At 60.7% G+C, this 25973-nt stretch carries 21 protein-coding genes; 12 read left to right on the forward strand and 9 right to left on the reverse strand.

From position 1 onward, the window contains the following. The first annotated feature begins 4 nt into the window (after positions 1-4). Both LCH97_RS01240 and recR read left to right on the forward strand, forming a co-directional pair. Complete coding sequence (locus LCH97_RS01240; protein ID WP_227302998.1) at positions 5-343, forward strand: YbaB/EbfC family nucleoid-associated protein; 339 nt, start codon at positions 5-7, stop codon at positions 341-343. 68 nt (positions 344-411) lie between these two features. Then, the gene (recR, locus tag LCH97_RS01245) at positions 412-1011 is read left to right on the forward strand and encodes a recombination mediator RecR (protein WP_227302999.1); all 600 of its coding nucleotides are present in this window, start codon (positions 412-414) and stop codon (positions 1009-1011) included. 72 nt (positions 1012-1083) lie between these two features. Here recR and dapE read toward each other — a convergent pair whose 3' ends face one another. The 4 genes from dapE to LCH97_RS01265 all read right to left on the reverse strand — a co-directional run bounded on the left by dapE (position 1084) and on the right by LCH97_RS01265 (position 5530). After that, positions 1084-2211 carry a succinyl-diaminopimelate desuccinylase gene (gene dapE / locus LCH97_RS01250; protein ID WP_227303000.1) on the reverse strand — a complete coding sequence of 376 codons (1128 nt, stop codon included), beginning with the start codon at positions 2209-2211 and terminating at the stop codon, positions 1084-1086. Continuing rightward, positions 2208-2558, reverse strand: coding sequence for an ArsC family reductase (locus tag LCH97_RS01255; protein ID WP_227303001.1), 351 nt, complete (start codon positions 2556-2558; stop codon positions 2208-2210). The genes dapE and LCH97_RS01255 overlap by 4 nt, the downstream gene beginning before the upstream one ends. 8 nt (positions 2559-2566) lie before the next feature. Beyond that, positions 2567-3688 (reverse strand): PilT/PilU family type 4a pilus ATPase, encoded by a 1122-nt coding sequence (locus LCH97_RS01260; protein WP_227303002.1) that lies wholly within the window; start codon positions 3686-3688, stop codon positions 2567-2569. Positions 3689-3856: 168 nt separating this feature from the next. Continuing rightward, complete coding sequence (locus LCH97_RS01265; protein ID WP_227305223.1) at positions 3857-5530, reverse strand: long-chain-fatty-acid--CoA ligase; 1674 nt, start codon at positions 5528-5530, stop codon at positions 3857-3859. A 279-nt stretch (positions 5531-5809) separates the two neighbouring features. Here LCH97_RS01265 and rimP point away from each other — a divergent pair, with 279 nt between their 5' ends. The 7 genes from rimP to pnp all read left to right on the forward strand — a co-directional run bounded on the left by rimP (position 5810) and on the right by pnp (position 14876). Next, positions 5810-6238, forward strand: a complete 429-nt coding sequence (gene rimP, locus LCH97_RS01270) for a ribosome maturation factor RimP (RefSeq protein ID WP_017510019.1) — start codon at positions 5810-5812, stop codon at positions 6236-6238. Positions 6239-6286: 48 nt separating this feature from the next. Beyond that, on the forward strand, positions 6287-7762 hold the full coding sequence (nusA, locus tag LCH97_RS01275; RefSeq protein ID WP_147684567.1) for a transcription termination factor NusA: 1476 nt from the start codon (positions 6287-6289) through the stop codon (positions 7760-7762). A gap of 47 nt (positions 7763-7809) precedes the next feature. Continuing rightward, complete coding sequence (gene infB / locus LCH97_RS01280; protein WP_227303003.1) at positions 7810-10731, forward strand: translation initiation factor IF-2; 2922 nt, start codon at positions 7810-7812, stop codon at positions 10729-10731. A 133-nt stretch (positions 10732-10864) separates the two neighbouring features. Continuing rightward, positions 10865-11302: a 30S ribosome-binding factor RbfA gene (gene rbfA / locus LCH97_RS01285; protein WP_227303004.1), complete on the forward strand. Its 438-nt coding sequence runs from the start codon at positions 10865-10867 to the stop codon at positions 11300-11302. Beyond that, the gene (gene truB, locus LCH97_RS01290; protein WP_227303005.1) at positions 11299-12222 is read left to right on the forward strand and encodes a tRNA pseudouridine(55) synthase TruB; all 924 of its coding nucleotides are present in this window, start codon (positions 11299-11301) and stop codon (positions 12220-12222) included. The genes rbfA and truB overlap by 4 nt, the downstream gene beginning before the upstream one ends. A gap of 72 nt (positions 12223-12294) precedes the next feature. Continuing rightward, the gene (gene rpsO / locus LCH97_RS01295) at positions 12295-12564 is read left to right on the forward strand and encodes a 30S ribosomal protein S15 (RefSeq protein ID WP_026108156.1); all 270 of its coding nucleotides are present in this window, start codon (positions 12295-12297) and stop codon (positions 12562-12564) included. Positions 12565-12734: 170 nt separating this feature from the next. After that, positions 12735-14876 carry a polyribonucleotide nucleotidyltransferase gene (pnp, locus tag LCH97_RS01300; RefSeq protein ID WP_227303006.1) on the forward strand — a complete coding sequence of 714 codons (2142 nt, stop codon included), beginning with the start codon at positions 12735-12737 and terminating at the stop codon, positions 14874-14876. Positions 14877-15022: 146 nt separating this feature from the next. Here pnp and LCH97_RS01305 read toward each other — a convergent pair whose 3' ends face one another. From LCH97_RS01305 to LCH97_RS01315, 3 genes are all read right to left on the reverse strand, one after another. After that, the gene (locus LCH97_RS01305; protein WP_370630714.1) at positions 15023-16687 is read right to left on the reverse strand and encodes a cation acetate symporter; all 1665 of its coding nucleotides are present in this window, start codon (positions 16685-16687) and stop codon (positions 15023-15025) included. After that, on the reverse strand, positions 16684-16995 hold the full coding sequence (locus tag LCH97_RS01310) for a DUF485 domain-containing protein (protein ID WP_227303007.1): 312 nt from the start codon (positions 16993-16995) through the stop codon (positions 16684-16686). The genes LCH97_RS01305 and LCH97_RS01310 overlap by 4 nt, the downstream gene beginning before the upstream one ends. A gap of 388 nt (positions 16996-17383) precedes the next feature. Continuing rightward, entirely contained in the window at positions 17384-19024 is a 1641-nt protein-coding gene (locus tag LCH97_RS01315; protein WP_227303008.1) for an acyl-CoA synthetase, read from the reverse strand. 178 nt (positions 19025-19202) lie between these two features. Between LCH97_RS01315 and LCH97_RS01320 the strand changes: the two genes are divergently transcribed. Continuing rightward, positions 19203-21242, forward strand: coding sequence for a PAS-domain containing protein (locus LCH97_RS01320; protein WP_227303009.1), 2040 nt, complete (start codon positions 19203-19205; stop codon positions 21240-21242). After that, complete coding sequence (locus LCH97_RS01325) at positions 21224-21967, forward strand: response regulator transcription factor (protein ID WP_227303010.1); 744 nt, start codon at positions 21224-21226, stop codon at positions 21965-21967. The genes LCH97_RS01320 and LCH97_RS01325 overlap by 19 nt, the downstream gene beginning before the upstream one ends. Positions 21968-22087: 120 nt before the next feature. Here the strand turns inward: LCH97_RS01325 and LCH97_RS01330 are convergent, their stop codons facing one another. Both LCH97_RS01330 and LCH97_RS01335 read right to left on the reverse strand, forming a co-directional pair. After that, on the reverse strand, positions 22088-23128 hold the full coding sequence (locus LCH97_RS01330; RefSeq protein ID WP_227303011.1) for an oxidoreductase: 1041 nt from the start codon (positions 23126-23128) through the stop codon (positions 22088-22090). Between the two features lie 101 nt (positions 23129-23229). Then, entirely contained in the window at positions 23230-24213 is a 984-nt protein-coding gene (locus LCH97_RS01335) for a response regulator transcription factor (RefSeq protein WP_227303012.1), read from the reverse strand. Between the two features lie 524 nt (positions 24214-24737). On the opposite strand from LCH97_RS01335, the gene LCH97_RS01340 reads away from it, so the two are divergent. Beyond that, on the forward strand, positions 24738-25958 hold the full coding sequence (locus LCH97_RS01340; protein ID WP_227303013.1) for an aspartate aminotransferase family protein: 1221 nt from the start codon (positions 24738-24740) through the stop codon (positions 25956-25958). Positions 25959-25973 lie beyond the last annotated feature (15 nt).

A 25973-nucleotide genomic window follows, 5' to 3' on the forward strand; every position in this document is an offset into this window, starting at 1 on the left:
AACAATGTTTGGTAAAGCCGGTATCGCAGGCCTGATGAAGCAGGCGCAGCAAATGCAGGAAAACATGAAAAAGGCGCAGGAAGAACTGGCGCAGATCGACGTAGAAGGCCAGGCGGGTAACGGCCTGGTAAAAGTGGTGATGAGCTGCGCGCACGTTACCCGCCGTGTCATCATCAGCGACGAGCTGCTGGCCGATGCCAAAGAAGACAAAGACATGCTGGAAGACCTGATCGCTGCCGCGTTCAACGACGCCAGCCGCAAGGCCGAAGCAACCTCGTCCGAGCGCATGTCCGGCTTTACCGCTGGCATGAACCTGCCGGCCGGCATGAAGCTGCCGTTCTGATCGCTTGATGACCTGAAAGGTTGGCCGCAGGCTGCAGCTTGCGGCCAACCTTTTTTACTGGAGCGCCCATGAAGAACCCGCCCTCGCTCGACCAGCTGATCGCGGCGCTGAAAGTGCTGCCCGGCGTTGGCCCCAAATCCGCGCAGCGCATGGCTTTTCACTTGCTGCAAAAAGACCGTGGTGGTGCCGACAAGCTGGCACGGGCGCTGGATCACGCGCTGTTGAATCTGCGCCATTGCCAGCGTTGCCATACCTTTAGCGAAAGCCCGTTGTGCAATGTGTGTGCCGACGCCGAGCGCCGCCAGGACCTGCTGTGCGTGGTGGAAATGCCGGCCGACCTGCTGATGCTGGAGCAGACGCGTTGCTACGACGGCCTGTACTTTGTGCTGATGGGGCGTCTGTCGCCCATGGACGGTATCGGGCCCAAGGACATCGACCTGGAAAAGCTGATTGCCCGTGCCGTGGACGGCGTGGTGCAGGAGGTGATCATTGCCACCAACTTTACTGCCGAGGGCGAGGTAACCGCGCACCTGATCAGCGAGATGCTGCAGGCGCATGGTTTGCGCGTCAGCCGTATCGCGCGCGGCATGCCGGTGGGTGGCGAGCTGGAAAACGTGGACCCGGGTACGCTGGCCCAGGCCATGTACGAGCGGCGTAGCGTGAGCTAGGCCGCAGGCCGGTAAATACGCAGTAAAAAGCCAGCCCCGCGGGGCTGGCTTTTGCGTTGCGGCCGGTGTGGCTTAGCGCAGCAGGGTATGCAGCGTTTTTTCGTAGACGCAGGCCAGCGGCTCGATATCGTCCACGCACACGCATTCGTTCAGTTTGTGGATGCTGGCGTTGATAGGGCCGAACTCTACCAGCTCACGCGCGATGCGCTTGATGAAACGGCCATCGGAGGTGCCGCCGGTGGTGTTCAGCTCCGGCGTCACGCCGCAGGTGTCCACGATGGCCTGGCTGATGGCGTCAGTAAGCGCGCCGGGGGCGGTGATGAACGGGTTGCCTGATAGTACCCAGTGCAGTTCGTAAGCCAGCTGGTGTTTGTCCAGAATGGCGTGCAGGCGGTCTTTCAGCGTTTCTGCCGTGTTTTCGGTAGAAAAACGGAAGTTGAACTTGATCTCGCAGCTGCCCGGAATCACGTTGGTGGCGCCGGTGCCGGCGTGGATATTCGACACCTGCCAGCTGGTGGGCGGGAAGTAGTCGTTGCCGTGGTCCCATACCTCTGCGGCCAACTCGGCCAGCGCCGGGGCCACCAGGTGGATGGGGTTCTTGGCCAGGTGCGGGTAGGCGATATGGCCCTGGATGCCGTGCACGATCAGGTGGCCGGACAGCGAGCCGCGGCGGCCGTTCTTGATGGTGTCGCCAAACACTTGCGACGAGGTGGGCTCGCCCACGATGCAGTAGTCCAGTTGCTGGCCGCGTGCTGCCAGTTCGTCTACCACGCGCACCGTGCCGTCGGCGGCCACGCCTTCTTCATCCGAGGTGATCAGGAAGGCGAGGGTGCCGGCGTGCTCGGGGTTGGCCGCAATAAAGCGTTCGCTGGCGGTGATGAAGGCGGCCAGCGAAGCTTTCATGTCGGCGGCGCCACGGCCGAACAGGTGGCCGTTACGGATGGTGGGTTCGAACGGGTGGCTGTCCCATTTATCCAGTGGGCCGGTGGGTACCACGTCGGTATGGCCGGCAAAGCACAGCACCGGTGCGCCGTGGCCGCGGTGCGCCCAGAAGTTGCTCACGTCGCCAAACGGCATGCGTTCGATGGTGAAGCCCAGGTCTTCCAGGCGGGCGATCATCATGTCCTGGCAACCTTCGTCGCGAGGCGTGATGGAATCCTGGCGGATCAGCGCCCGGGTAAGCTCGAGTGTGCTGCTCATAGGCCGAACTCCGCTGTGTAGTCTGCATCCTTGAAACCGACACGCAGCTTGCCGGCGTTATTCAGCACCGGGCGCTTGATCAGCGACGGCTTGGCCTGCAGTAGCGCAATGGCGCTGTCAGGGTTGGCCGCCAGCGCTTTGTCGGCGTCATCCAGTGCGCGCCAGGTAGTGCCGGCGCGGTTGACCAGTTTGTCCAGGCCAATGCTGGCGATCCAGGTGCGTAGCGTGGTTTCGTCTATGCCCTGTTTCTTGAAGTCGTGGAAGGTGAAATCCAGCCCCTGTTGTGTGAGCCAGGTGCGGGCTTTCTTGACGGTATCGCAGTTGGGAATGCCGTAGAGGGTAATCATGGGTGGGGTCAGTGGTTCAGTGTAAAGCCGGAAAAGGTGGTGTTGTCGCCCTGTTTGCCGCCGGTATTGCTGTTGCTGTCGTGATTGACCAGCCAGAACAGGTTGGTGGGCGAGTCGGCATTTTGCAGGGCTTCGTCCAGCGAAATCAGCCCGTCCTTGTACAGGCGGAACAGCGATTGCTCGAAGGTTTGCGAGCCCTCGCTCATGCTGCTTTCGATGGCTTCCTTGATCTTGTCGATATCGCCGTTACGGATCAGTTCCGACACGTGCGCGGTGTTGAACATGATCTCCATGGCCGGACGGCGTTTGCCGTCCACGGTTTGTACCAGCCGCTGCGATACCACGGCTTTCAGCGTGGCGGCCAGGTCCATCAATAGCGCGGTACGGTTTTCCAGCGGGAAGAAGCTGATGATGCGGTTCAGCGTGTGGTAGCTGTTGTTGCCGTGCAGCGTAGAGATACACAGGTGGCCGGACTGGGCGTAGTTGATGGCGTAGGTCAGCGTTTCGGCATCGCGTATCTCGCCGATCATCAGCACGTCGGGCGCCTCGCGCATGGCGTTTTTCAGCGCATTTTCATAGCTGTGCGTATCCACCCCGATTTCGCGCTGGTTGATGATGGAGCGCTTGTGTTCGAAGATGAATTCCACCGGGTCTTCTACGGTGAGAATGTGCCCGGCCTGGCTCTGGTTGCGGTATTCCAGCATGGCAGCCACGGTAGAGCTTTTGCCGGAGCCGGTGGAGCCCACGATAAAGATCAGGCCGCGGCGCTGGCGGATCAGGTCTTTCAGCGAATCCGGCAGATTCAGGGTGTCCAGGCTGGGGACGGTGGGGGTGATATAGCGTATCACCATGGCCACGTGCCCGCGCTGGCGGAAGATGTTGATACGGTAGTTGCCCAGGCCGTCGATCTGGCGGCCAAAGTTCATTTCCAGCTCGGCTTCGAAGCGGGCAATCTCGTCCTCCCTCATCAGGCTGTAGGCCAGGCGTTTGACGTTTTCTGCGCTCAATGCCTTGTCGTTCACAGGTACGGTTTGCCCGTCTATCTTGATTTGGGGTGGGGTACCGCAGGAAAAAAACAGGTCACTGGCCTTTTTGTCGGCCATGAGTTTGAAAAAAGGCAGCATCAGCATGGTGTGCAGCGCGCTCTCGCAGAGGGTGTCATGGCGCTAGTCTAGCGTGAAATGCCGCCTTGTGGCGTACCGGCTAGCGTGCTGGCCAAGGTTGGCCGCAGCGGGGTGAAGGTGAGGGTGGCAAGCAGGCGTAAAAAACCCGCTTGCGCGGGTTGTTGACGGTTACTGTCAGTGTTTGACTTCGGCATCGCGCAGGGCGCGGCGCAGGATCTTGCCCACGTTGGTCTTGGGCAGCTCCTGGCGGAACTCGACCGACTTGGGCACCTTGTAGCCGGTCAGGTTGGTGCGGCAGTGGCTCAGTACGTCGGCCTCGGTCAGTGCCGAGTCTTTTTTGACCACGAATACCTTCACCACCTCGCCGGATTTCTCGTCTGGAATGCCGATGCATGCTACCTCCAGCACGCCCGGGTGCAGTGCCACCACGTCTTCGATTTCGTTCGGGTACACGTTGAAGCCCGATACCAGAATCATGTCTTTCTTGCGGTCTACCAGTTTGACGTAGCCTTCCGGGGTGACCATGGCCATGTCGCCGGTGGCCAGGAAGCCCTGGCTATCGATGACCTTGGCCGTTTCTTCCGGGCGCTGCCAGTAGCCTTTCATCACTTGCGGGCCGCGGATGCACAGCTCGCCGGATTCGCCCTGGGCGACTTCACTGCCGTCATTGTCGCGGATCTGGATTTCGGTAGACGGAATCGGTACACCAATGGTGCCGTTGTACGCTTTCAGGTCCAGCGGGTTGATGCAGGCGGCCGGGCTGGTTTCGGTCAGGCCGTAGGCTTCGATCAGCGGGGTGCCGGTGATGTCCTTCCACTTGTCGGCTACGGCTTTTTGTACCGCCATGCCACCGCCCAGTGCCAGGCGCCAGGTGGAGAAATCCACGGTCTTGAAGTCCGGGTTGTTCAGCAGGGCATTAAACAGCGTATTGACGCCGGTAATGGCGGTAACCTTGTATTTTTTCAGCTCTTTTACAAAGCCTGGAATGTCGCGCGGGTTGGTGATGAGGATGCTCATCGCGCCCAGCTCGGTAAATACCATCAGGTTCGCGGTAAGCGAGAAGATGTGATACAGCGGCAGCGCGGTAACGATGATTTCCTGGCCTTCGCGCACGGCGTGTTTCACCCACTCGCCAGCTTGCAGCATGTTGGCGATGATATTGGCGTTGGTCAGCATGGCGCCTTTGGAAACACCGGTGGTGCCACCGGTGTACTGCAGGAAGGCGATGTCGTCATGGCCGACATCTACCTTGCGCATTGGCTGGCGCGCGCCTGCCGCCAGCGCATCGTTAAAACCGGTGTGGCGCGCGATGTGCCACGGCGGCACCATTTTCTTGACCTTGCGTACCACGAAGTTGACGATCAGGCGTTTGGGGAAGCCCAGCATGTCGCCAATGCTGGCGATCACCACATTCTTGACTGGCGTGCGCGGCAGAACCTGTTCCAGCACGTTGGCGAAATTTTCCAGAATAACAATGGTTTCGGCGCCGGAATCCTTCAGCTGGTGTTCCAGTTCGCGTGGCGTGTACAGCGGGTTGACGTTGACCACGGTGCAGCCGGCGCGCAGTGTGCCAAACACGGCGATCGGGTACTGCAGCAGGTTGGGCATCATGATGGCCACGCGGCTGCCCTTGGCCAAGCCCAGTGTGTTTTGCAGGTAGGAAGCAAAGTTGGCCGACAGCTGGTCCAGCTCGCCGTAGCTCAGGATCTTGTCCATGCAGGCCAGCGCCGGGCGGTCACGGAACTTGGCGGCGCTGCGCTCGAAAACCTCGGACACCGACTTGAATTCGTTGATGTCGATCTCGGCGGCAACACCTGCCTGGTAATTCTTCAGCCAGATTTTTTCCATGGCGTTCGTCTTCTCCATCGTGTTGGTTCATGGCCCCCAATTTATTGTTGTCGGGTGGCGCGGGGGATCTGCTTGCTGCAGATTCAATATAGATTGTCTTGGCAAACGTTTGTTTCGTAGCCCGTGACAACTCTACCGCATGTCTTATCTGGTGCAAAGCATGTGCTTGGTTTGCGGCCTTAGACCTCAGTTTTCTTTTGTCGCAGAGTGGTTTATAATCGCGGCATTTTAGGGATGGGCGGTTCTTCGCCCATTTTTCTTTTCTGGAATTGGATGCCCATGGATGTACGTTTGCTGCTCGAGAACACGCTGCCCGGTTTGGGGTATGAGCTTGTAGATTTTGAAATGACCCCCGGGGGTGGTTTCCGCGTGTTTATGGATAAACCGGGCGGCATTACCGTAGAAGATTGCGTTAGCGTGAGTAATCACCTGACGCGTCTGTTCATGGTCGAAAATGTTGACTACGAGCGTCTGGAAGTTTCCTCGCCCGGCCTGGACCGTCCGCTGAAGAAAGAAGCGGACTACGTGCGCTTCACCGGTAGCCTTGCCAAGATCCGTACCCGCCTGCCTGTTGAACAGCAGAAGCGGTTTCAGGGTCGTATCGCAGGTATCACCGACGGCGTTGTCAGCCTGGTAGTGGAAGATGGTCGCACCGTGGCCATTCCCCTGGCGAATATCGATAAAGCCCGGCTGGAGCCGGAGTTTTAATTCGCAGGACGTTGGCCGCGAACAAGAATACGGAATTTGGAGGATTGCATGAGTCGCGAGATTTTGCTGTTGGTTGATGCTCTGGCAAGCGAGAAAAACGTTAGCCGCGAGGTGGTTTTTTCCGCGCTGGAGCTGGCACTGGCTTCTGCCACCAAAAAGAAGTTTAACGAAGACGAGCTGGATGTCCGTGTAGAGATCGACCGTCACAATGGCCAGTACCAGACTTTCCGTCGCTGGACCGTGGTGGATGCCGAAGCACTGGAGTATGAAGACCGCGAACTGAGCCTGGAAGAAGCCCGCGAGCGTGACCCGCGTGCCGAGCTGGGTGGCGTGATCGAAGAATCCATGGAAGCCGTAGAGTTTGGCCGTATCGGCGCCCAGGCTGCCAAACAGGTCATCCTGCAGAAAATCCGTGACGCAGAGCGCGAGCAGGTGCTGAACGAGTTCCTGCAGCGTCGCGAAAGCCTGATCACCGGCACCATCAAGCGCATCGAGCGTGGCAACGCCATCGTTGAATGCGGCAAGCTGGAAGCTGTCCTGCCGCGCGACCAGATGATTCCGAAGGAAAACCTGCGCGTGGGTGACCGCGTGAAGGCTTACCTGATGCGCATCGACCGTCTGGGTCGTGGCCCGCAGCTGGTGCTGTCGCGTACTTCGCGCGAGTTCCTGGTGAAGCTGTTCGAGCTGGAAGTGCCGGAAATCGAAGAAGGCATGCTGGAAATCAAGGAAGCCGCCCGTGACCCGGGTATGCGCGCCAAGATGGCCGTCAAGTCCAATGACCCGCGTCTGGACCCGCAAGGTACCTGCATCGGCATGCGCGGTTCCCGCGTTCAGGCCGTAACCCAGGAACTGGCTGGCGAGCGTATCGATATCGTGCTGTGGGCTCCGGAACCGGCGCAGTTCGTGATCAACGCGCTGTCCCCGGCCGAAGTAAACCGCATCATGGTGGACGAAGACAGTCACACCATGGACGTGGTGGTAGAGGAAGAACAGCTGGCGTTGGCGATCGGCCGTGGTGGTCAGAACGTCAAGCTGGCAGCCGAGCTGACCGGCTGGAACCTGAACATCCTGACTGTGACCGAAGCGGAAGAAAAACACCTGGAAGAAGATGCCAAGCTGCGCGAGCACTTCATCCGTCATCTGGGTGTGGATGAAGAAATGGCTGCCCTGCTGGTGCAGGAAGGCTTTGCAACACTGGAAGAAGTGGCCTATGTGCCAATTTCCGAAATGCTGGAAATCGATGGCTTTGACGATGCGCTGGTAAACGAGCTGCGTAGCCGTGCGCGTGATGCCATCCTGACCCTGGCAATTGCTTCGGAAGAAAAAGTGGAAGAAGTGGCCGACGAGCTCAAGGATCTGGAAGGACTGGATGCCGAGCTGGTACGCAAACTGGCCGAAAACGGCGTGACCACCCGTGACGACCTGGCCGATCTCGCCGTTGACGATCTGGTCGACATGACAGGCATGGATGCCGATGCGGCGCGCGCGCTCATCATGAAAGCCCGCGAACACTGGTTCAACTGAGCCAGCCCTGCAAACGGATCGATTGCTAGAAGGAATTAGGAATACGCATGGTTTTAACGAATGTAAAGCAGTTTGCGAGTGAGCTGAACTTGTCCCCGGAACGTCTTCTGGAACAGTTGAAAAACGCAGGTGTAGGCAAGCGTGGTTTTGATGACACGCTGACCGAGCAGGATAAAAAGCAGTTGCTGGACTTTCTGAAAACGTCGCATGGCGCGCGTGATGAAGGCAAGGTAACTCTGACCCGTAAGCAAACCAGCGAAATCCACACTGCCGCTGGCAGCACTGTCAAAGTGGAAACCCGCAAGAAGCGTACTTTTGTTCGCCCGGAAGATCAGCCTGCCGTAGCAGCACCTGCTGCTGAAGCCCCCAAGGCTGCCGAGCCGGTAGCCGAGGCTGCGCCTCAGGTTGCCGCTGCGCCGGTAGTGGAAGCCGCCAAGCCGGCAGCCGCGCCAGTGGCCGCCAAGCCTGCCGAGCCGAAAGCAGAAGAAAAGAAAGTGGAAGAGAAAAAAGTCGAAGCGAAACCTGCTGTTGAAGCTGCTGCGCCGGTTGCCCCGGTGAAACAGCCTACGCTGACTCGTCCGGCACCAACTTCCATTCTGAGCCAGGAAGAAATGGATGCCCGCGCCGCCGAAGAGCGTCGCCAGGCAGAATTCCGAGCTCGCCAGCAAGCACTGCTGCGTGAAAAGCAAGAGCGTGAAGCACGTCGTCTGGCTGCCAAGGCCGAAGCTGCTGCTCCGGCTAAACCGGTAGTGGAAGTGAAGCCAGAACCTAAGGCAGAAGAGCTGCCGCGTTCGGCCAAACCTACCCAGCCGCGCATGCAGCCAGCTGCTGCCGGCCAGCGTACCGATGCACCGCGTGGCGACCGCCCGGCAGGCCAGGGTCAGCGCCCGGCAGGCCAAGGCCAGCGCCCCGGTCAAGGTGGTCAGCAGCGTCCGGCTGGTCAGGGTGCACGTCCTGCAGCAGGTGGTGCAGCCCCGGCGCGTGGCCCGGCTGCAGCGACGACTGCACCGGCGCCTGCTGGTGATGCGCGCCCAGGCGACAAGCGCGGTCCGGCCAAAAAAGGCGGCAACAAGGACTGGAACGACGGCAAAAAAGGCAAAGGCCTGAAAACCCGTGGTGGCGATACCAGCAACGACTGGAAATCGCGCAAGTCCGGCGGTAAGCACAAGAACAGCAATAACCAGCATGCATTCCAGGCTCCAACCGAGCCTATCGTGCACGAAGTGCTGGTGCCGGAAACCATCACCGTTGGCGACCTGGCTCACCGTATGGCCGTGAAGGCTGCCGAGGTGATCAAGGTGCTGATGAAGATGGGCATGATGGTGACCATCAACCAGGTGCTGGATCAGGAAACCGCGCTGATTATCGTGGAAGAAATGGGTCACGTGGGCAAGGCTGCCCAGGCAGATGATCCGGAAGCCTACCTGGCCGATGGTGAAACCATCGAAGTGGCCGAGCAGATTTCCCGTCCGCCAGTGGTAACCGTAATGGGTCACGTTGATCACGGTAAAACCTCGCTGCTGGATTACATCCGTCGCGCCAAAGTGGCAGCTGGCGAAGCCGGTGGCATTACCCAGCATATTGGTGCCTACCACGTAGAAACCGACCGCGGCATGATCACCTTCCTGGATACCCCGGGTCACGAAGCGTTTACCGCCATGCGTGCCCGTGGTGCCAAGGCGACCGATATCGTGGTGCTGGTGGTAGCAGCTGACGACGGCGTAATGCCGCAAACCATCGAAGCGATTCACCACGCCAAAGCGGCCGGTGTGCCTATCGTGGTTGCTGTGAACAAGATCGACAAGCAAGGCGCTAACGCCGAGCGTATCCGCCAGGAACTGGTTGCCCACGAAGTAGTGCCGGAAGACTGGGGTGGCGATACCCAGTTCATCGAAGTGTCGGCCAAAATGGGCCTGAACATTGATGCGCTGCTGGAAGCCATCCTGCTGCAAGCCGAAGTGCTGGAGCTGACTGCTGCGGTAGATGCACCTGCCAAGGGCATTATCGTGGAAGCGCGCCTGGACAAAGGCCGTGGCCCGGTAGCCACCCTGCTGGTACAGTCCGGTACCCTGAAGAAGGGCGACATCGTGCTGGCTGGTACTGCCTTTGGTCGCGTGCGTGCCATGGTGGACGAAAACGGCAAGCCGATCGACGAAGCCGGCCCGGCTATCCCGGTAGAAATCCTGGGTCTGTCCGACGTACCGTCTGCCGGTGAAGACGCCATGGTACTGGCCGACGAGAAAAAGGCGCGTGAAATCGCCCTGTTCCGTGCCGGCAAGTTCCGTGATGTACGCCTGGCCAAGCAGCAAGCTGCCAAGCTGGAAAACATGTTTGCCCAGATGTCCGAAGGCGAAGTGCAGAACCTGCCTATCATTATCAAGGCAGACGTTCAGGGTTCGTACGAAGCACTGGCCGGCAGCCTGCAAAAGCTGTCTACCGAAGAAGTGCGCGTCAACATCCTGCACTCCGGTGTGGGTGGCATTTCCGAGTCCGACATTAACCTGGCGATCGCGTCCAAGGCTATCGTGGTGGGCTTCAATGCCCGCGCTGATGCCGCCGCACGCAAGCTGGCGGAGAGCGAAGGCGTGGAAATCCGTTACTACAACATCATTTACGATGTCGTGGACGACGTGAAAGCCGCCATGTCCGGCATGCTGGCACCAGAGAAGAAAGAGCAGATCATTGGTACCGTGGAAATCCGTCAGGTGATCTCCGTGTCCAAGGTCGGCAACATCGCTGGTTGCATGGTGACCGATGGCATCATCAAGCGTGCTGCCAGCATCCGTCTGATCCGTCACAACGTGGTGGTTCACACTGGCGAGCTGGACTCCTTGAAGCGCTTCAAGGACGACGTGAAAGAAGTGAAGCAAGGCTACGAATGCGGCCTGATGCTGAAGAACTTCAACGATATCCAGGAAGGCGACCAGCTGGAAGTGTTCGAGATCGTGGAAGTCGCACGTTCTCTGTAATGCAGTGATATAGAGGCGGGTGCCAGGTTGGCCGCATGGCCGGCGGGCACTCGCCTTTTCTTGTTTAAGCCACCAAATCCGCATAGGCAGGGCAGTGCGCCATGGCGGGTGGGGTGGCCAGGAGTATCAGATCATGGCTAAAGCCAAAAAAGGTTTTTCCCGCTCGGACCGTATCGCCGAGCAGATCCAGCGCGAGCTGGCCGAGCTGATCCGCAAGGGCCTGAAAGACCCGCGTGTGGGTTGGGTCACCATTACGGCAGTAGACGTTACCCGTGACTACTCGCACGCCAAGGTGTTCTACACCGTGATGGACGAGAACAAGCGCGAGATCACCCAGGAAGCGCTGGAAAGCGCTGCCGGTTACCTGCGCAACGGCATTGGCCGCGTGCTGCAGATCTTTACCACCCCGCAGCTGCATTTTGTTTACGACGACTCCATCGAGCGTGGCGTGTACATGAGCCGCCTGATTGACGAAGTGAACGGCAATGCCACCACCGTCGAGCACGACGATGCGGCCAACCTTGACGCAGAAGAAGGCGACGAGGGCGAAGAGGGTAGCGATAAAGCATGAGTGCACCGCGTCGCGTAAAGCTGCCTATCAATGGTGTGCTGCTGCTGGACAAGCCTTATTTGCTAAGTAGCAACACCGCTTTGCAGCGTGCGCGCTGGCTGTACAGTGCGGCCAAAGGCGGCCATACCGGCGTGCTGGACCCGCTGGCTACCGGCCTGTTGCCGCTGTGTTTTGGCGAGGCGACCAAGTTTTCCTCGTATCTGCTGGATGCCGACAAGGGCTACCGCGCCACCGTCAAGTTTGGTGAAGTCACTACCACCGGGGATATCGAGGGCGAAGTGCTGTTGCAGCGCCCGGTAGCCTTTACGCTGCCGCAGCTGCAGGCCGCCATTGCTGCGCATACCGGCCCTATCAGCCAGGTGCCGCCGATGTATTCGGCGCTGAAGCATCAGGGCAAGGCTCTGTACGAGTACGCGCGTGAGGGGATCGAGATCAAGCGCGAGGCGCGCGATGTCACCATTCACCGCATCGACCTGATCTCGTTCGACGGCACGACTGCCGTGATCGACGTGCTGTGCAGCAAGGGCACCTATATCCGAACGCTAGGGCAGGATATCGGCGAGATGCTGGGTTGTGGCGCACACCTTACCGGGCTGCGCCGCACCACTACAGGCGGTTTCCTGCTGGAAAACGCCATCACGCTGGAGCAGCTGGAAGCCACGCCGCCGGAAGCCCGCGGCCAACTATTGCTGCCGATAGACGTGCTGGTGGCGCATTTTGACGAGCAGACCCTGCCTGCGCGCGACGCCGAGCGTTTTTGTCACGGCCAAGCCGTGCGTGCGCCGGAAAAGTGTGAGACAATGCGCCGTTTTCGTGTATACCGCGAGGCAACGCGAGAATTTCTCGGGCTGGCCGAGGCAAGAGACGACAGTCTGTTGCACCCTGTCCGGGTAACGGCTGCTCCGGCAGCCGCTGTGTGAAGTGTAGGTGGGTTCCGGCTCGCCGCACTTGTCGGGCTTTACCGCCCTAAACCGATATTGGAGTAATTCCTCATGGCAATGAACGCCGAAAAAAAAGCAGTCATCGTTAAAGATTTCCAGCGTAAAGAAAACGACACCGGTTCCAGCGAAGTTCAAGTAGCTCTGCTGACCGCTCGTATCAATGACCTGACTCCGCACTTCAAAGCCAACACCAAAGATCACCACAGCCGTCGTGGCCTGCTGAAACTGGTGAGCCGTCGTCGTCGTCTGCTTGACTACCTCAAGCGCACTGACGCTGAAAGCTACCGCGCTCTGATCGCTCGTCTGGGTCTGCGCAAGTAATCGGTTTGAATTCGAAAAAGTCGCAGCCCGTCTGCGACTTTTTCGTTTCTGCAGTGGCAGTATCTGTAAGTTATTGAGTCAACGGGGGGAGCCTCTATAAATCTGCATCAGGCTGGTGCCGATTCGTAGGGGTTCCCGTTGCATAAAGTACCTAATGAAGGGCACCTCAAGTGTTTAACAAAATTACCAAGTCGTTCCAGTACGGCAAACATACCGTTACCCTGGAAACCGGCGAAGTAGCGCGCCAGGCCTCCGGCGCGGTACTGGTGTCGGTAGAAGATACCGTGGTTCTGGTTTCTGTTGTCGGCTCCAAAAACGTGAAGCCGGGCCAGGACTTCTTCCCGCTGACCGTGGACTACCTGGAGCGTACTTACGCTGCCGGCAAGATCCCGGGCGGTTTCTTCAAGCGTGAAGGCAAACAGTCCGAAAAAGAAATCCTGACCAGCCGCCTGATCGATCGCCCGATTCGCCCGCTGTTCCCGGAAGGCTTCTACCACGACGTACAAATCGTGGCCACCGTGATGTCGCTGAACCCGGAAGTGGATTCCGACGTGCCTGCCATGATCGGTGCCTCCGCTGCGCTGGCCATTTCCGGCCTGCCGTTCAACGGCCCGATCGGTGCGGTTCGCGTAGGTTACGCCAACGGCGAATACATCCTGAACCCGACCAAAACCGAGCTGCTGACCTCGGAAATGGACCTGGTGGTTGCCGGTACCGAGCGTGCCGTGCTGATGGTCGAGTCCGAAGCCAAAGAACTGTCCGAAGCCGTGATGCTGGGTGCCGTGGTATTCGGCCACGAGCAAATGCAGGCTGCCATCACCGCCATCAACGAGTTTGCTGACGAAGTGAACCCGGTAATGTGGGACTGGGAAGCACCGGCCAAGAACGAAGCGCTGATCGCCCAGATCCGTGACATTTCCGGCGAAGCCATTGCCAACGCTTTCCGCATCCGCCAGAAGGGAGCCCGCTCCGAAGCGCTGAACGCTGCCTGGGCTGCCGTGAAGGCCGCACTGATCACCGAAGACACCGACACCCTGGTGGCTAACGAGATCAAAGGCATCTTCAAGTCGCTGGAAGCCGAAATCGTGCGTGGCCAGATCCTGTCCGGCGAGCCGCGCATCGACGGCCGCGACACCCGTACCGTACGCCCGATCGCTATCCGCACCGGCGTGCTGCCACGTGTACACGGCTCCTCGCTGTTCACCCGTGGCGAAACCCAGGCTATCGTGACCACCACGCTGGGCACCAAGCAGGACGAGCAGATCATCGACGCGCTGGCCGGCGAATACACCGACCGCTTCATGCTGCACTACAACTTCCCGCCGTACTCCACCGGTGAAGCTGGCCGCATGGGCCCGCCAAAACGCCGCGAAATCGGCCACGGCCGCCTGGCCAAGCGTGCACTGGCACAAGTACTGCCATCCGAAACCGAATTCGGCTACACCATGCGTGTGGTATCCGAAATCACCGAATCCAACGGCTCCTCGTCGATGGCTTCCGTGTGCGGTGGCTGCCTGGCACTGCTGTCGGCCGGTGTACCGCTGAAAGCCCACGTGGCCGGTATCGCCATGGGTCTGATCCTGGAAGGCAACCGCTTCGCCGTGCTGACCGATATCCTGGGTGACGAAGATCACCTGGGCGATATGGACTTCAAGGTAGCCGGTACCGCCGCTGGCGTGACTGCCCTGCAGATGGATATCAAGATCCAGGGTATCACCAAGGAAATCATGCAGATCGCGCTGGAACAAGCCAAAGACGGCCGCCTGCATATCCTGGGTCACATGAAAGAAGCCATCGAAGGCCCGCAAGAGCTGTCCACTCACGCGCCGCGTCTGTACGTGATGAAGATCAACCCGGAGAAAATCCGCGAAGTGATCGGTAAAGGTGGTGAAACCATCCGCGCCATCACCAAAGATACCGGTTGCGAGATCAATATCGAAGAAGACGGCACCATCACCATCGCCTCCGTATCCAACGAAGGCGCTGAAGCTGCCAAGAAGCGTATCGAAGAAATCACCGCTGAAGTTGAAGTAGGCAAAGTCTACGAAGGCCCGGTAGTGAAGATTCTGGACAACAACGTGGGCGCTATCGTGTCCATCATGCCGGGCAAAGATGGTCTGGTACACATTTCGCAGATCGCTCACGAGCGTATCAAGAACGTGTCCGACTACCTGAAAGAAGGCCAGATCGTGAAAGTAAAAGCCATCGAGATGGACGACCGCGGCCGCGTTCGCCTGTCGATCAAGGCTTTGCTGGACAACCCGGCAGCCCCGGCTGCCCAGGGTGACTTCGGTCTGAAATCCGGCGCCTAAGCCAGATAGCCCTGTTACGGCAGGGTAGATGAACCGCCTGTCAGCGCAAGCTGGCAGGCGGTTTTGCTTTGTGTGCGGGCATGAAAAAGCCACCCCGCAGGGTGGCTGTGCTGGCTTGCGGCCAAGGTTGGCCGCAACCGGTCTGCTTAGTGATTGTGCGCGCCGGCGGCACCGTGGCCGGTTTGTGCGCGTACAAACTGGTCGTCGAAGCGGGCACGCTCGCTAGCCGCAGCCGCACTACGGTCCAGCAGCGACACCACAATGCTCACGGCAAAGGCCAGCGGCATGGAGAACAGCGCCGGGTGCTCATACGGGAAGATGGCGGTTTCGTTGCCCAGCACGGTTACCCATACAGCCTTGGAAAGGATCACCAGCGTCACCGCCGAAATCAGCCCGCTAAAGCCGCCCAGCAGCGCACCGCGGGTGGTCAGGTCTTTCCAGTACATGGACAGGATCAGGATAGGGAAGTTGGTGGATGCTGCCACACCAAAGGTCAGGCCCACCAGAAAGGCCACGTTCTGCTTCTCGAACAGGATGCCCAGCACAATCGCCAGCACGCCGATGGCGACCGCGGCAATGCGCGACACTTTCAGCTCGCTCTTTTCATCCGCCTTGCCTTTTTTGATCACGGTAGCGTACAGGTCGTGCGAGATGGCCGACGCGCCTGCCAGCGCGAGGCCGGCGACCACCGCCAGGATGGTGGCAAAGGCCACGGCAGACAAGAAGCCCAGGAACAGGTTGCCGCCCACGGCTTTGGCCAGATGCATGGCCACCATATTGCCGCCGCCTACCAGCTTGCCACCCAGCTCGCCGTTCACGAAGTACTGCGGGTCTTTACCGATGATCACCACCGCGGCAAAGCCCAGCGTGCACACTACCAGGAAGAAGAAGCCGATAAACCCGGTAGCGTAGAACACCGATTTGCGTGCTTCCTTCGCGTTGGGCACGGTAAAGAAGCGCATCAGGATGTGCGGCAGGCCGGCAATACCGAAGACCAGGCCCAGCGACATCGACGCCACGTTCACCGGGTCGGCCAGCATGCTGCCCGGGCCCATCATGCCCAAACCGTCCTTGTGTACTGTCACGGCTTCGCGCGCCAGCGTTTCGTAGCTGAAGCCGAACTGTGCCATGGCCATGAAGGCCAGGGTGGTGCCGCCAGCCAGCAGCAGCACGGCCTTGATGATCTGCACCCAGGTGGTGGCGATCATGCCGCCAAAGATCACATAAGCCATCATCACCACGCCGACCACCACCACGGCTACCGGGTAGTCCAGGCCAAACAGCAGCTGGATCAGCTGGCCGGCACCCACCATCTGCACGATCAGGTAAAAGCTCACCACGGTCAGCGAGCCAAAGGCGGCAAAGGTGCGGATTTTGGTCTGGTCCAGCCGGTAGCTGGCGATATCGGCAAAGGTGAAGCGGCCCAGGTTACGCAGGCGCTCGGCCATCAGGAAGGTAATGATGGGCCAGCCCACAAAGAAGCCGACGGTGTAGATAAAGCCATCGTAGCCTTTGGCAAACACCATGCTGGACAGACCCAGCAGGGTAGCGGCCGACATGTAGTCGCCGGCAATGGCCAGGCCGTTCTGGAAGCCGGTGATGCCGCCGCCTGCGGTATAGAAGTCGCTGGCGGAGCGGGTGCGGCGCGAAGCCCAGTAGGTAATACCCAGGGTCAGTACCACAAACACCATGAACATGCCGATGGCGGCCATATTCAGCGGCTGTTTTTCCACGGCACCAGCCATGGCAGGGCCGGCCAGGGCCAGCGGGCTGGCAGAGAGTGCCAGCAGGGTAGCGAGGGTACGCATCATGGCTGGCTCTCCTGCAGGATGGTGGCGGTCAGGCGGTCGAATTCGGTATTGGCGCGGTATACGTAATAGCCGGTGAGCGCCCAGGTAAATACGATGATGGCAGCGCCTACCGGTACGCCGACAGACAGCACGCCGCCGCTGTGCAGTGCCTGGTGCAAGGTGTCGGGTGCCAGTGCTACTACCAGCATGTACAGGTAATAGGTACCCAGCGTGAGGGCGGCCAGGGTCCAGGCCAGGGTAGAGCGCTTTTTCACCAGGGTGGCGAATTGCGGGTGTTGCCGGATGGCGTGTGTTGCATTGCCAGTCATGATCTCTCCTGTTTCTCGGTTGTATTACTGCGGGGTGCCGCTCTGTGGCGGCTGCTATCGAGCTTTTGCTCGCTTATGCCTGATGATTCCCTGCCAACCTTGCGCAACTGTGTGTGAAATGTAACGAAACATGAACGCGGCATGTTTGGCCCCCGGGCGAGGTCTGGCAGGGGTTTTTGCTGGCTATGGCCACGTGTGCGGGCCTGTGGGCGTGGCAGCCTTGCAACAAAATGTGGCGGGTAGCAGGGCAAAAAAAATCCCCGCCGAGGCGGGGGTATAAGGGGGAAATGTTCGCAGCGTAGCTACGAGGCCTGCCATGCCGGCACGATGCGGCCAACCAGAACACCCCTGTTGCAGGGTTGGCCGCAGGCGCTGCCGGTGCGGCGGGTTACTGGATGGCAGCGGCAGCGTTGGTTTGCTGGCGCAGCAGAAACTTCTGGATCTTGCCGGTAGAGGTCTTGGGGATGGGCCCGAAGATGATGCGCTTGGGCACTTTGAAGCGTGCCAGGTGGGCGCGGCAGTGTTCGATCACCGCCGCTTCGTCGCCCTCTACGCCTTCGCGCATTTCCAGGAAGGCGCACGGTACCTCGCCCCATTTCGGGTCCGGCAGTGCCACCACGGCGGCAGAAATCACGCCGGGGAAGCGGCACAGCACGTCTTCCACCTCGATGGACGAGATATTCTCGCCACCGGAAATAATGATGTCCTTGGAGCGGTCCTTGATCTTCACGTAGCCGTCGGGCTGGATCACCGCCAGGTCGCCGGTGTGGAACCAGCCGCCGGCCAGCGACTCTTCGGTAGCGCGCGCGTTTTTCAGGTAGCCCTTCATCACCAGGTTGCCGCGGAACATGATCTCGCCCATGGTTTCGCCATCGTGCGGGACTTCGGTCATGGTGGCCGGGTCCATCACCGTCATGCCTTGCTGCATGGTGTAGCGCACGCCCTGGCGGCCATTGCGTTCGGTGCGCCCGCCAATATCCATGTCCGCCCATTCGTCCTGTTTGGCGCATACCGACGCCGGGCCGTAGGTTTCGGTTAGCCCGTATACGTGGGTAATGTTGAAGCCCAGGGTTTCCATGCCCTCGATCACCGCCGATGGTGGCGCGGCGCCCGCCACCAGGCAGTTCACTTGGTGGGCTATGCCCTGTTTGCAGTCATCCGGCGCGTTGATCAGCATATTGTGCACAATCGGTGCGCCGCAGTAGTGGCTTACACGGTGGGTCTTGATCAGCTCGAAAATCAGGCGTGGGTCCACGCGGCGCAGGCAGACATTGGTGCCCACGTTGGCCGCCATGGTCCACGGGAAGCACCAGCCGTTGCAGTGGAACATTGGCAGCGTCCACAGATAGGTGGCGTGGCGCGGCATGCCCCAGTCCAGAATATTGCAGCTGGCGTTCAGGTAGGCGCCACGGTGGTGGTAAACCACGCCCTTGGGGTTGCCCGTGGTGCCGGAGGTGTAGTTCAGCGAGATGGCGTCCCATTCGTTATCCGGCAGCTGCCAGGCGTAGTCGGGGTCGCCGCCGGCGATAAAGGCTTCGTACTCGATGCTGCCCAGGCGTTTGCCCGGGCCGCTGTATTCCGGGTCGTCTACGTCAATCACCAGAATCGGCTTGTCCAGCAGCGCCAGCGCCGGGGCGATGGTGAACGAGAACTCGCGGTCGGTAATCAGTACCCGTGCCTCGCCGTGCTGCAGCATGAAGGCGATGGCCTCCGGGTCCAGCCGGGTGTTCAGCGTGTTCAGCACGGCGCCGCACATCGGCACGCCAAAGTGGCAGTCCAGCATGGCCGGTATGTTTGGCAGCATCACCGCTACGGTATCGCCTTTGCTGATGCCATGGCAGGCCAGGGCACTGGCCAGGCGGCGGCTGCGCTCGTAGGCCTGCTGCCAGCTAAAACGCTGGCTGCCGTGCACGATGGCGGTACGGTGCGGGTATACCGCCGCAGCGCGTTCGATATAGCTCAGCGGCGACAGCGGCACATGGTTGGCCGCAGTTTGGGGCAGGTCTTGCTGGTAGCTGTGCAGGGACATCCGGTCACACTCCTCTGTCTGTGTTGCTGTCATTATCTGCACGATGATTGCCCCCAACTCTTGCGCAAGTTTGTGGCAATTGTAACGAATGATTTCAGTCGCGCTTTTGTGGTGCAAGCTGGCCTAAAATCGTGCTTTGTTCGATAAGACATTGCCATCGGCGGGAGAAAACGTCGTCATGTTGCAACACTCCGAGGCGGGGCTGGACAGCTCGCAGCGCAATGCCATGCTGTTGTACGGGCTGGATCTGCTAGACCAGGGCGTCACCGTGTTTGACGCCCGGCTGCGCCTGCTGGCGTGCAACCAGCGCTTTCTGGATTTGCTGGAGTTTCCGGCCGGGCTGGGGCAGGTGGGGACGCCGTTTGCCGATTACATCCGCTATAACGCCTACCGTGGCGAGTACGGCCCGGGCGACCCCGAGCAGCAGGTAGCCGAGCGTGTGGCGCTGGCCATGCGCTTCGAGCCGCATGATACCGAGCGCATCCGCCCGGACGGCTCGGTGCTGCGCGTGCGTGGCGAGCCGCTACCATCGGGCGGCTTTATTGCGCTGTACACCGACAAAACCCAGCAGCAGGCTTACGAGCGGCTGCAGCAGCAGCAAAAGGCCGACCTGGAATCGCACGTGCGCGCCCGCACCGCCGAGCTGGAGGCCGCCAACCAGCGCCTGCGCGAGGCGCACGCGGCCAACGTGCAGATCACCGCCGCGCTGCAGCGTAGCGAAGAGCGGCTACGGCTGATTACCGACACCATCCCGGCACTGATTGCCTACTTCGATAAAGACCACGTGTACCGCTATGCCAACAAGGGCTATAGCGACTGGTTTGGCCGCCGCAACGAGCACATCGTGGGGCAGCGCATCGAGGCGGCATTGGGCAGCAAGTTTTACGCAGCGGTGGTGAGCTATGTGAACGAAGCGCTCACCGGCAAGCAGGTGACCTACGAATACTCGATGGAGAAAGACGACGGCACGCATATTTTTGCGCGCAGCACGCTGGTGCCGGAGATTGCCCCCGATGGCGAGGTGCTGGGCTGCTTTGTGCTGTCTTTTGACATTACCGAGCAAAAGCAGACCCAGTCGGCGCTGGTGCAGGCGCAAAAAATGGAGGCGGTTGGCCAGCTGTCGGGCGGCCTGGCGCATGACTTCAACAATATGCTCACCGTCGTCATCGGCAACTTGGCCGAGCTGCGCCGGCACGAAGAAAACAACACCGCGCTGCTGGGCTACCTGGACCCGGCGCTGCAGGCGGCCGAGCGTGGCGTGGCGCTGGTGCGCCGCTTGCTGACCTTTGCCCGCCAGCAGCCGCTGCTGCCCAGTGCGGTGGATATTGGCGCGCTGTTGCAGGACATGCTGCAGCTGATACGCCGTTCTCTGCCCGAGAGCATTGCGCTGCAAAACCAGCTGCCACCGGCACCGCTGTTTGCCATGGCCGACCCGCACCAGCTGGAAAGCGCCATCCTGAACCTGGTGCTGAACGCGCGCGATGCCATGGCCGATGGCGGCAGCCTGCAGCTGTCAGCCAGCCTGGCGCAGCTGGGCGAGCGCGAGGCGGCTGAATGGCAGCTGCAGGCGGGCGACTACGTGTGTATCGAGGTAGCCGATACTGGCTGCGGCATGTCGCCGGAGCTGCTGCTGCGTGTGTTCGAGCCCTTCTTTACCACCAAGCGTTTTGGTAGCGGCAGCGGCCTGGGCCTGGCTATGGTGTACAGCTTTGCCCGCCAGTCTGGCGGCGCGGTACACGTGAGCAGCACGCCGGGCAAGGGCACGCGCTTTACCCTGCGCCTGCCGCACACCCAGCCCGCCGCGCAGCCAGCCGGGCGGCTGAACTTTAGCGGCAAGGCCGGCGGGCGCGAGCGGCCGCTTACCCTGCTGGTAGAAGACAACGCCGAAGTGCGCCGCGTGGTGCGCCTGCAGCTCACCAGCCTGGGCTACCCGGTGCTGGAGGCGGAAAGCGGCGACGAAGCGGCATTGATGCTGGAGAACATTCCGGATATCGGCCTGCTGCTCAGTGATATTGTCATGCCCGGCACGCTGGATGGCCGCGCCCTGGCGCAGCTGGCGCGCAGCCTGCTACCGCGTATCCGCGTGGTATTGATGAGTGGCTACGACGATAGCGGCCACCATGCCAGTGGCGGCTTTCCCAAGCTGGAAAAACCCTTCACCCCGGCCGAGTTGGCCGCTTTGCTAGACGAGGTAATGTTGTGCCCACCGCAAGCCTGAGCCCTGCCGAGCCAGCCATTGGCGACAAGCTGGTGTACCTGGTAGAAGACGATCTGTCCATTTCGCGGCTGATTGTCACCATACTGCGCGATTACCAGTTTCGCTGCGAGTCGTTCCGTACCGGCGCATCACTGCTGCAGCGTGTGCGCCAGCAGCCGCCAGACCTGGTGATTGTCGACCTGGGCCTGCCGGACATGGATGGCATGGCCATTGTGCGCCAGGTGCGCGAGCAGCAGCGCTGCGGCGTGATCATCCTCAGTGGCCGTGGCCACGTGGGTGATCGTGTCATGGGGCTGGAAACCGGCGCCGACGACTACATCATGAAGCCGTTCGAGCCGCGCGAGCTGGTGGCGCGCGTGCGCAGTATCCTGCGCCGCTGCGACAAGCCGGCCGAAGGCAATGCGGCCAACCCGCCGCGCTGCGCCTGTTTTGCCGGCTGGCGCTATGAAATGGACAGCTACAAACTGTTGGCCGCAGATGGCAGCGAACGCACGCTTAGCGCCGGTGAGGGCCAGATGCTGCAGCGCTTTCTGGAGCGCCCCAACCGCGTGCTGCCGCGCGAGCAGCTATTGGGCCAGGACGATATTTCACCCTACGACCGCAGCATCGACGTGCGCATCTCGCGCCTGCGCCGCAAGCTGGAAGACGACAGCTACAACCCGCGCCTGATCAAGACGGTGTACGGCGCGGGCTATCTGTTTGTCAGCAAGGTGGACTGGGAGTGATGCCGTGCTGCCGGGCTAGGCGCTGCCAAACCGTGCTGGCAGGGGCCGCCTGCTGCGCCCGGTTTTTTGTGCATCGCCGCCGGCCCAGCGCCGCTGCAGCAAAAATAGCGTTAACAGGCGCTAGCGTACCGGCAGGGTATGGCCCTGGGCCGCGCTGGCGCTGGCCAGCTCGATCAGCTGCATGACATGGATAGCCTGGCTGACGGGCACAGGGTTGGCCGCACCATCCAGAATGGCCGCCGCGACGCCCGCGTAGTAGTGGCGGTAGTCACCTGCCAGCATCGGTACCGCGTGGCCGTGCTCCTGGCCATCTTGCTGTACGTAGTGCAGCCCCGGCAGCGGGTCATGGCCCCAGTCGGCGCAGCCGGGTGCCTCGCCCAGTTTCAGCTGGCTTTCCTGCGTGTCCAGGCCGTATTTCACGTAGCTACCCAGCGTGCCGTGCACGGCAAAGCGCGGCGAGCCGCCGCTTACCAGGCAGCTGGCCGATAGCAGGACGCGCAGGCGCGGGTAGTGCAGGGTGACGTGGAAGTAGTCGGTGGCCACTGCGCCATTGCGCTGCGTGGCCAGGTCGGCGTGCAGCGCGTGCGGCAGGCCGAACAGCTGCAGTGCCTGATCCAGCAGATGCGGCCCCAGGTCGAACCATAGGCCGCCACCGGCTACTGCCGACTCGCGCCAGCGCGCCTGCACTTGCGGGCGGTAGCGCTCGAAGCGCGATTCAAACTGGCTGATCTGCCCCAGGGTGCCGCTATCCAGTAGCTGGCGCAGGGTCAGGAAGTCGGCGTCCCAGCGGCGGTTGTGAAACACCGATAGCAGGCGTTGATGCTGGCTGGCCTGTACTTGCAACTGCCGTGCTTCGGCCAGGGTGGTGGTGAAAGGCTTGTCTACCACCACGTGCTTGCCGGCGCGCAGGGCGGCGTCTGCTTGCGGATAGTGGCAATCGTTGGGGCTGGCAATCACCACCAGGTCGATCTCGGGGGTGGCCAGCGCTTGTGCCGGGTCGCTGACGACCTGTACGCCGGGTTGCTCGGCCAGTAGCTGCTCGCCCTTGCTGCTGACGATGGTATGCAGGCGCAGGCGTGGCTCGGCGTGAATCAGCGGGGCGTGAAAGGTGCGGCCAGCGTAGCCGTAGCCGATCAGGGCAACATTCAGGTGGGTTTTCATGCGCGCTCCACAGTAAGGCAGGCCGTGTGGCCGGCAGCAAAGCTTGCATGAAAAAGCCCGTGTACGCTAGCAAGTACACGGGCTGGTAATGGGTGCGGGGCTTAGCCTTTTTGCATGCCCAGCATTAGCTGGTCGAACAGGCGGCCAACGGCAGTTTGCTGCTCCGGGCTCAGGCCCAGCGTGGCACTGGCGGCCGGTAACTGGCGGCGCAGCTCTACCAGGCTGGCTTGCTGCGCCTGGATGCGGGCTTGCAGGGCAGAGACTTCGCGGTGCAGCTCGTCCAGCCCTTGCGCGCGCGAGGCAGCGACTTCGGCCAGAATCGCCAGGTGGTCGCGCAAGCGCCCGCAGCGGTCTTCATCGTCCAGTGGCATGTCGCGTACCACCAGGCAGCAGTGCGGGTAGTTGAACGAGGTATTGCTGCCCGAGGAGTAGATATGCGTCAGCGTCCGCGCATTGCTGATGATGCTGGCCTCCAGTGGCGTGGCCTGGCCGTCGGTGGCGTGCAGGTGCTCCCCCTGGCTGCCGTATACCTGCATGCAGCCATGCAGGCCGTAAGCCTCCAGTGTAGTGCCAATGGCCTGGGCGATTTCCTGGTAGCTGTCCAGTTTGTTGATGTTGCGGATAAAGTCTACCAGCACCCCCATTTCCGACATGGCGCTCATGGCGGTCATGGCGGCAGAAAAGGCGCTGCGGCCGTTTTCCTGCAGCTGGCGTTGTTCGTCACGCTGGCGTAGTACCAGCGCCAGCTTTAGCAGCAGCTCGCGCGGGTCGATGGGCTTGCACAGAAAATCATTGCCGCCCGCATCGTAGCCTTGCAGGCGCTCTTGTAGCTCGACATGGGCCGAGATGAACAGGATGGGCATGTCCAGCCCTTGCTCGCGTAGCCGGCGGCATACTTCGTAGCCGTCCATTTCCGGCATCTCCACGTCCAGCAGGATCACATCCGGGGTGTCATCCTCTACCTGTGCGAGTGCCTCTTTGCCCTGGGTGGCAAAGCGCGTGTCGTAGTGCCCCTCAAGTACGCTGGCGTAAAAAGCACGCTGGGTTTTACTGTCCTCGACGACCAGCAGCTTTGCTTCAGACATGCCTATCTCCTTGCTTGAATCTGGAATGCGCAGACCTGCCATGGCGGCTGCTTGTCAATTAGCCCGTAACTTTACTGCATCTGTTGTAAAAGTTAGATGTTATTTCGATATTTTGCTGGCCGAATTGTAGTGAATCTGGCTGCTATGGCGTGTCTGTCTGCGCGCGCGTGGGTGGGCTGGCGCGTGCGAAGTGCGCCATGCCAGGGTTGGCCGCAGGGTTTATGGGTGCTTCAGCGCGCAGCGCGGGTGAGCGGCTGCACTGGTTTGGCGTGGCCTAAAAGCGGAAAATGGTGACGCTATTTTGCATTTCGATATTGTAAACTGATGAAATTAAATGACTTTTTAGTCCTGGCATATTGTTGGACAAAGCTGGTAAATGTGTAAGCGCATGTCGCAAAGAGGATATGGTTTGCCGCAGAGATTCGATTAGAATCGTTGCAAGACTGATGTAACAGTGCGCGGCGTACGCAGCGCGGGCTGTGAACAAACAATAATTGCGACAAATTGCAGGAAGGAAGCTATCAATGAGCAACACTGTCACTCGCGACACATTCGACCAGGTCATGGTGCCCAACTACAGCCCGGCCGGTTTTATCCCGGTAAAGGCTGAAGGCTCCCGCGTGTGGGACCAGCAGGGCCGCGAATTCATCGACCTGGCCGGTGGCATTGCCGTGAACTCGCTGGGCCACTGCCACCCGGAAGTGGTGGCTGCCCTGACCGAGCAGGCCGGCAAGCTGTGGCACGTGTCCAATGTGTTTACCAACGAACCGGCCCTGCAGCTGGCCAGCGCCCTGGTAGAAAAGACCTTTGCCGAGCGCGTGTTCTTCTGTAACTCCGGTGCCGAAGCCAACGAAGCGGCCTTCAAGCTGGCGCGTAAATACGCAGCCGACCACTACAGCGCCGACAAGTACGAAATCATCTCCTGCACCAACTCTTTCCACGGCCGTACCGTGTTTACCGTGAACGTAGGCGGCCAGCCCAAGTACGCCGAAGGCTTTGGCCCGAACCCGGCCGGTATCACCCACGTGCCGTTCAACGATATCGATGCACTGAAGGCGGCTATCTCCGACAAGACTTGCGCGGTAGTCATCGAGCCGGTACAGGGCGAAGGTGGTGTGCTGCCGGCCGACCCGGCGTACCTGCAGGCCGCCCGCGAGCTGTGCAATGCCCACAACGCGCTACTGGTGTTTGACGAAGTACAAACCGGCGTTGGCCGCACCGGCTCGCTGTACGCCTACCAGGAATACGGCGTAACGCCGGATATCCTGTCCAGCGCCAAAGGCCTGGGTGGCGGTTTCCCTATCGGTGCCATGCTTACTACTGCTGCCATCGCCAAGAGCCTGGCAGTAGGCACCCACGGCACCACCTACGGCGGCAACCCGCTGGCCTCTGCGGTTGCCGGCAAGGTCGTAGAAATTGTCAGCCGCCCGGAAGTGCTGGCAGGTGTACGCGCCAAGCATCAGCGCTTTGTGGATGGCCTGAACGCCATCAATGCCAAGTACAACGTCTTTAAAGAAGTACGCGGCATGGGCCTGCTGATTGGCGCCGTGGTGTCTGACGAGTTTGCCGGCCGCGCGCGTGACTTCCTGAAAGCAGCCGAAGCCGAGCAGCTGATGGTGCTGGTAGCCGGCCTGTCGGTGGTGCGTTTTGCCCCGTCGCTGGTGATTACCGAGCAGGATATCGACGATGGCCTGGCGCGCTTTGACGCCGCTGTGGCTGCCGTGGTTGCTGCCAGCCGCCACTAAGTCTTACCCAGTCAA

Origin of the sequence: Vogesella sp. XCS3, assembly GCF_020616155.1 — a bacterium.
In the GTDB taxonomy this organism is placed as follows: Bacteria; Pseudomonadota; Gammaproteobacteria; order Burkholderiales; family Chromobacteriaceae; genus Vogesella.

Excerpts from the sequence above, each read along its gene's own strand:
- LCH97_RS01240 (WP_227302998.1), top strand. The coding sequence starts at position 5 with ATGTTTGGTAAAGCCGGTATCGCAGGCCTGATGAAGCAGGCGCAGCAA.
- recR (WP_227302999.1), top strand. The coding sequence starts at position 412 with ATGAAGAACCCGCCCTCGCTCGACCAGCTGATCGCGGCGCTGAAAGTG.
- dapE (WP_227303000.1), bottom strand. The coding sequence starts at position 2,211 with ATGAGCAGCACACTCGAGCTTACCCGGGCGCTGATCCGCCAGGATTCC.
- LCH97_RS01255 (WP_227303001.1), bottom strand. The coding sequence starts at position 2,558 with ATGATTACCCTCTACGGCATTCCCAACTGCGATACCGTCAAGAAAGCC.
- LCH97_RS01260 (WP_227303002.1), bottom strand. The coding sequence starts at position 3,688 with ATGCTGATGCTGCCTTTTTTCAAACTCATGGCCGACAAAAAGGCCAGT.
- LCH97_RS01265 (WP_227305223.1), bottom strand. The coding sequence starts at position 5,530 with ATGGAAAAAATCTGGCTGAAGAATTACCAGGCAGGTGTTGCCGCCGAG.
- rimP (WP_017510019.1), top strand. The coding sequence starts at position 5,810 with ATGGATGTACGTTTGCTGCTCGAGAACACGCTGCCCGGTTTGGGGTAT.
- nusA (WP_147684567.1), top strand. The coding sequence starts at position 6,287 with ATGAGTCGCGAGATTTTGCTGTTGGTTGATGCTCTGGCAAGCGAGAAA.
- infB (WP_227303003.1), top strand. The coding sequence starts at position 7,810 with ATGGTTTTAACGAATGTAAAGCAGTTTGCGAGTGAGCTGAACTTGTCC.
- rbfA (WP_227303004.1), top strand. The coding sequence starts at position 10,865 with ATGGCTAAAGCCAAAAAAGGTTTTTCCCGCTCGGACCGTATCGCCGAG.
- truB (WP_227303005.1), top strand. The coding sequence starts at position 11,299 with ATGAGTGCACCGCGTCGCGTAAAGCTGCCTATCAATGGTGTGCTGCTG.
- rpsO (WP_026108156.1), top strand. The coding sequence starts at position 12,295 with ATGGCAATGAACGCCGAAAAAAAAGCAGTCATCGTTAAAGATTTCCAG.
- LCH97_RS01305 (WP_370630714.1), bottom strand. The coding sequence starts at position 16,687 with ATGATGCGTACCCTCGCTACCCTGCTGGCACTCTCTGCCAGCCCGCTG.
- LCH97_RS01310 (WP_227303007.1), bottom strand. The coding sequence starts at position 16,995 with ATGACTGGCAATGCAACACACGCCATCCGGCAACACCCGCAATTCGCC.
- LCH97_RS01315 (WP_227303008.1), bottom strand. The coding sequence starts at position 19,024 with ATGTCCCTGCACAGCTACCAGCAAGACCTGCCCCAAACTGCGGCCAAC.
- LCH97_RS01320 (WP_227303009.1), top strand. The coding sequence starts at position 19,203 with ATGTTGCAACACTCCGAGGCGGGGCTGGACAGCTCGCAGCGCAATGCC.
- LCH97_RS01330 (WP_227303011.1), bottom strand. The coding sequence starts at position 23,128 with ATGAAAACCCACCTGAATGTTGCCCTGATCGGCTACGGCTACGCTGGC.
- LCH97_RS01335 (WP_227303012.1), bottom strand. The coding sequence starts at position 24,213 with ATGTCTGAAGCAAAGCTGCTGGTCGTCGAGGACAGTAAAACCCAGCGT.
- LCH97_RS01340 (WP_227303013.1), top strand. The coding sequence starts at position 24,738 with ATGAGCAACACTGTCACTCGCGACACATTCGACCAGGTCATGGTGCCC.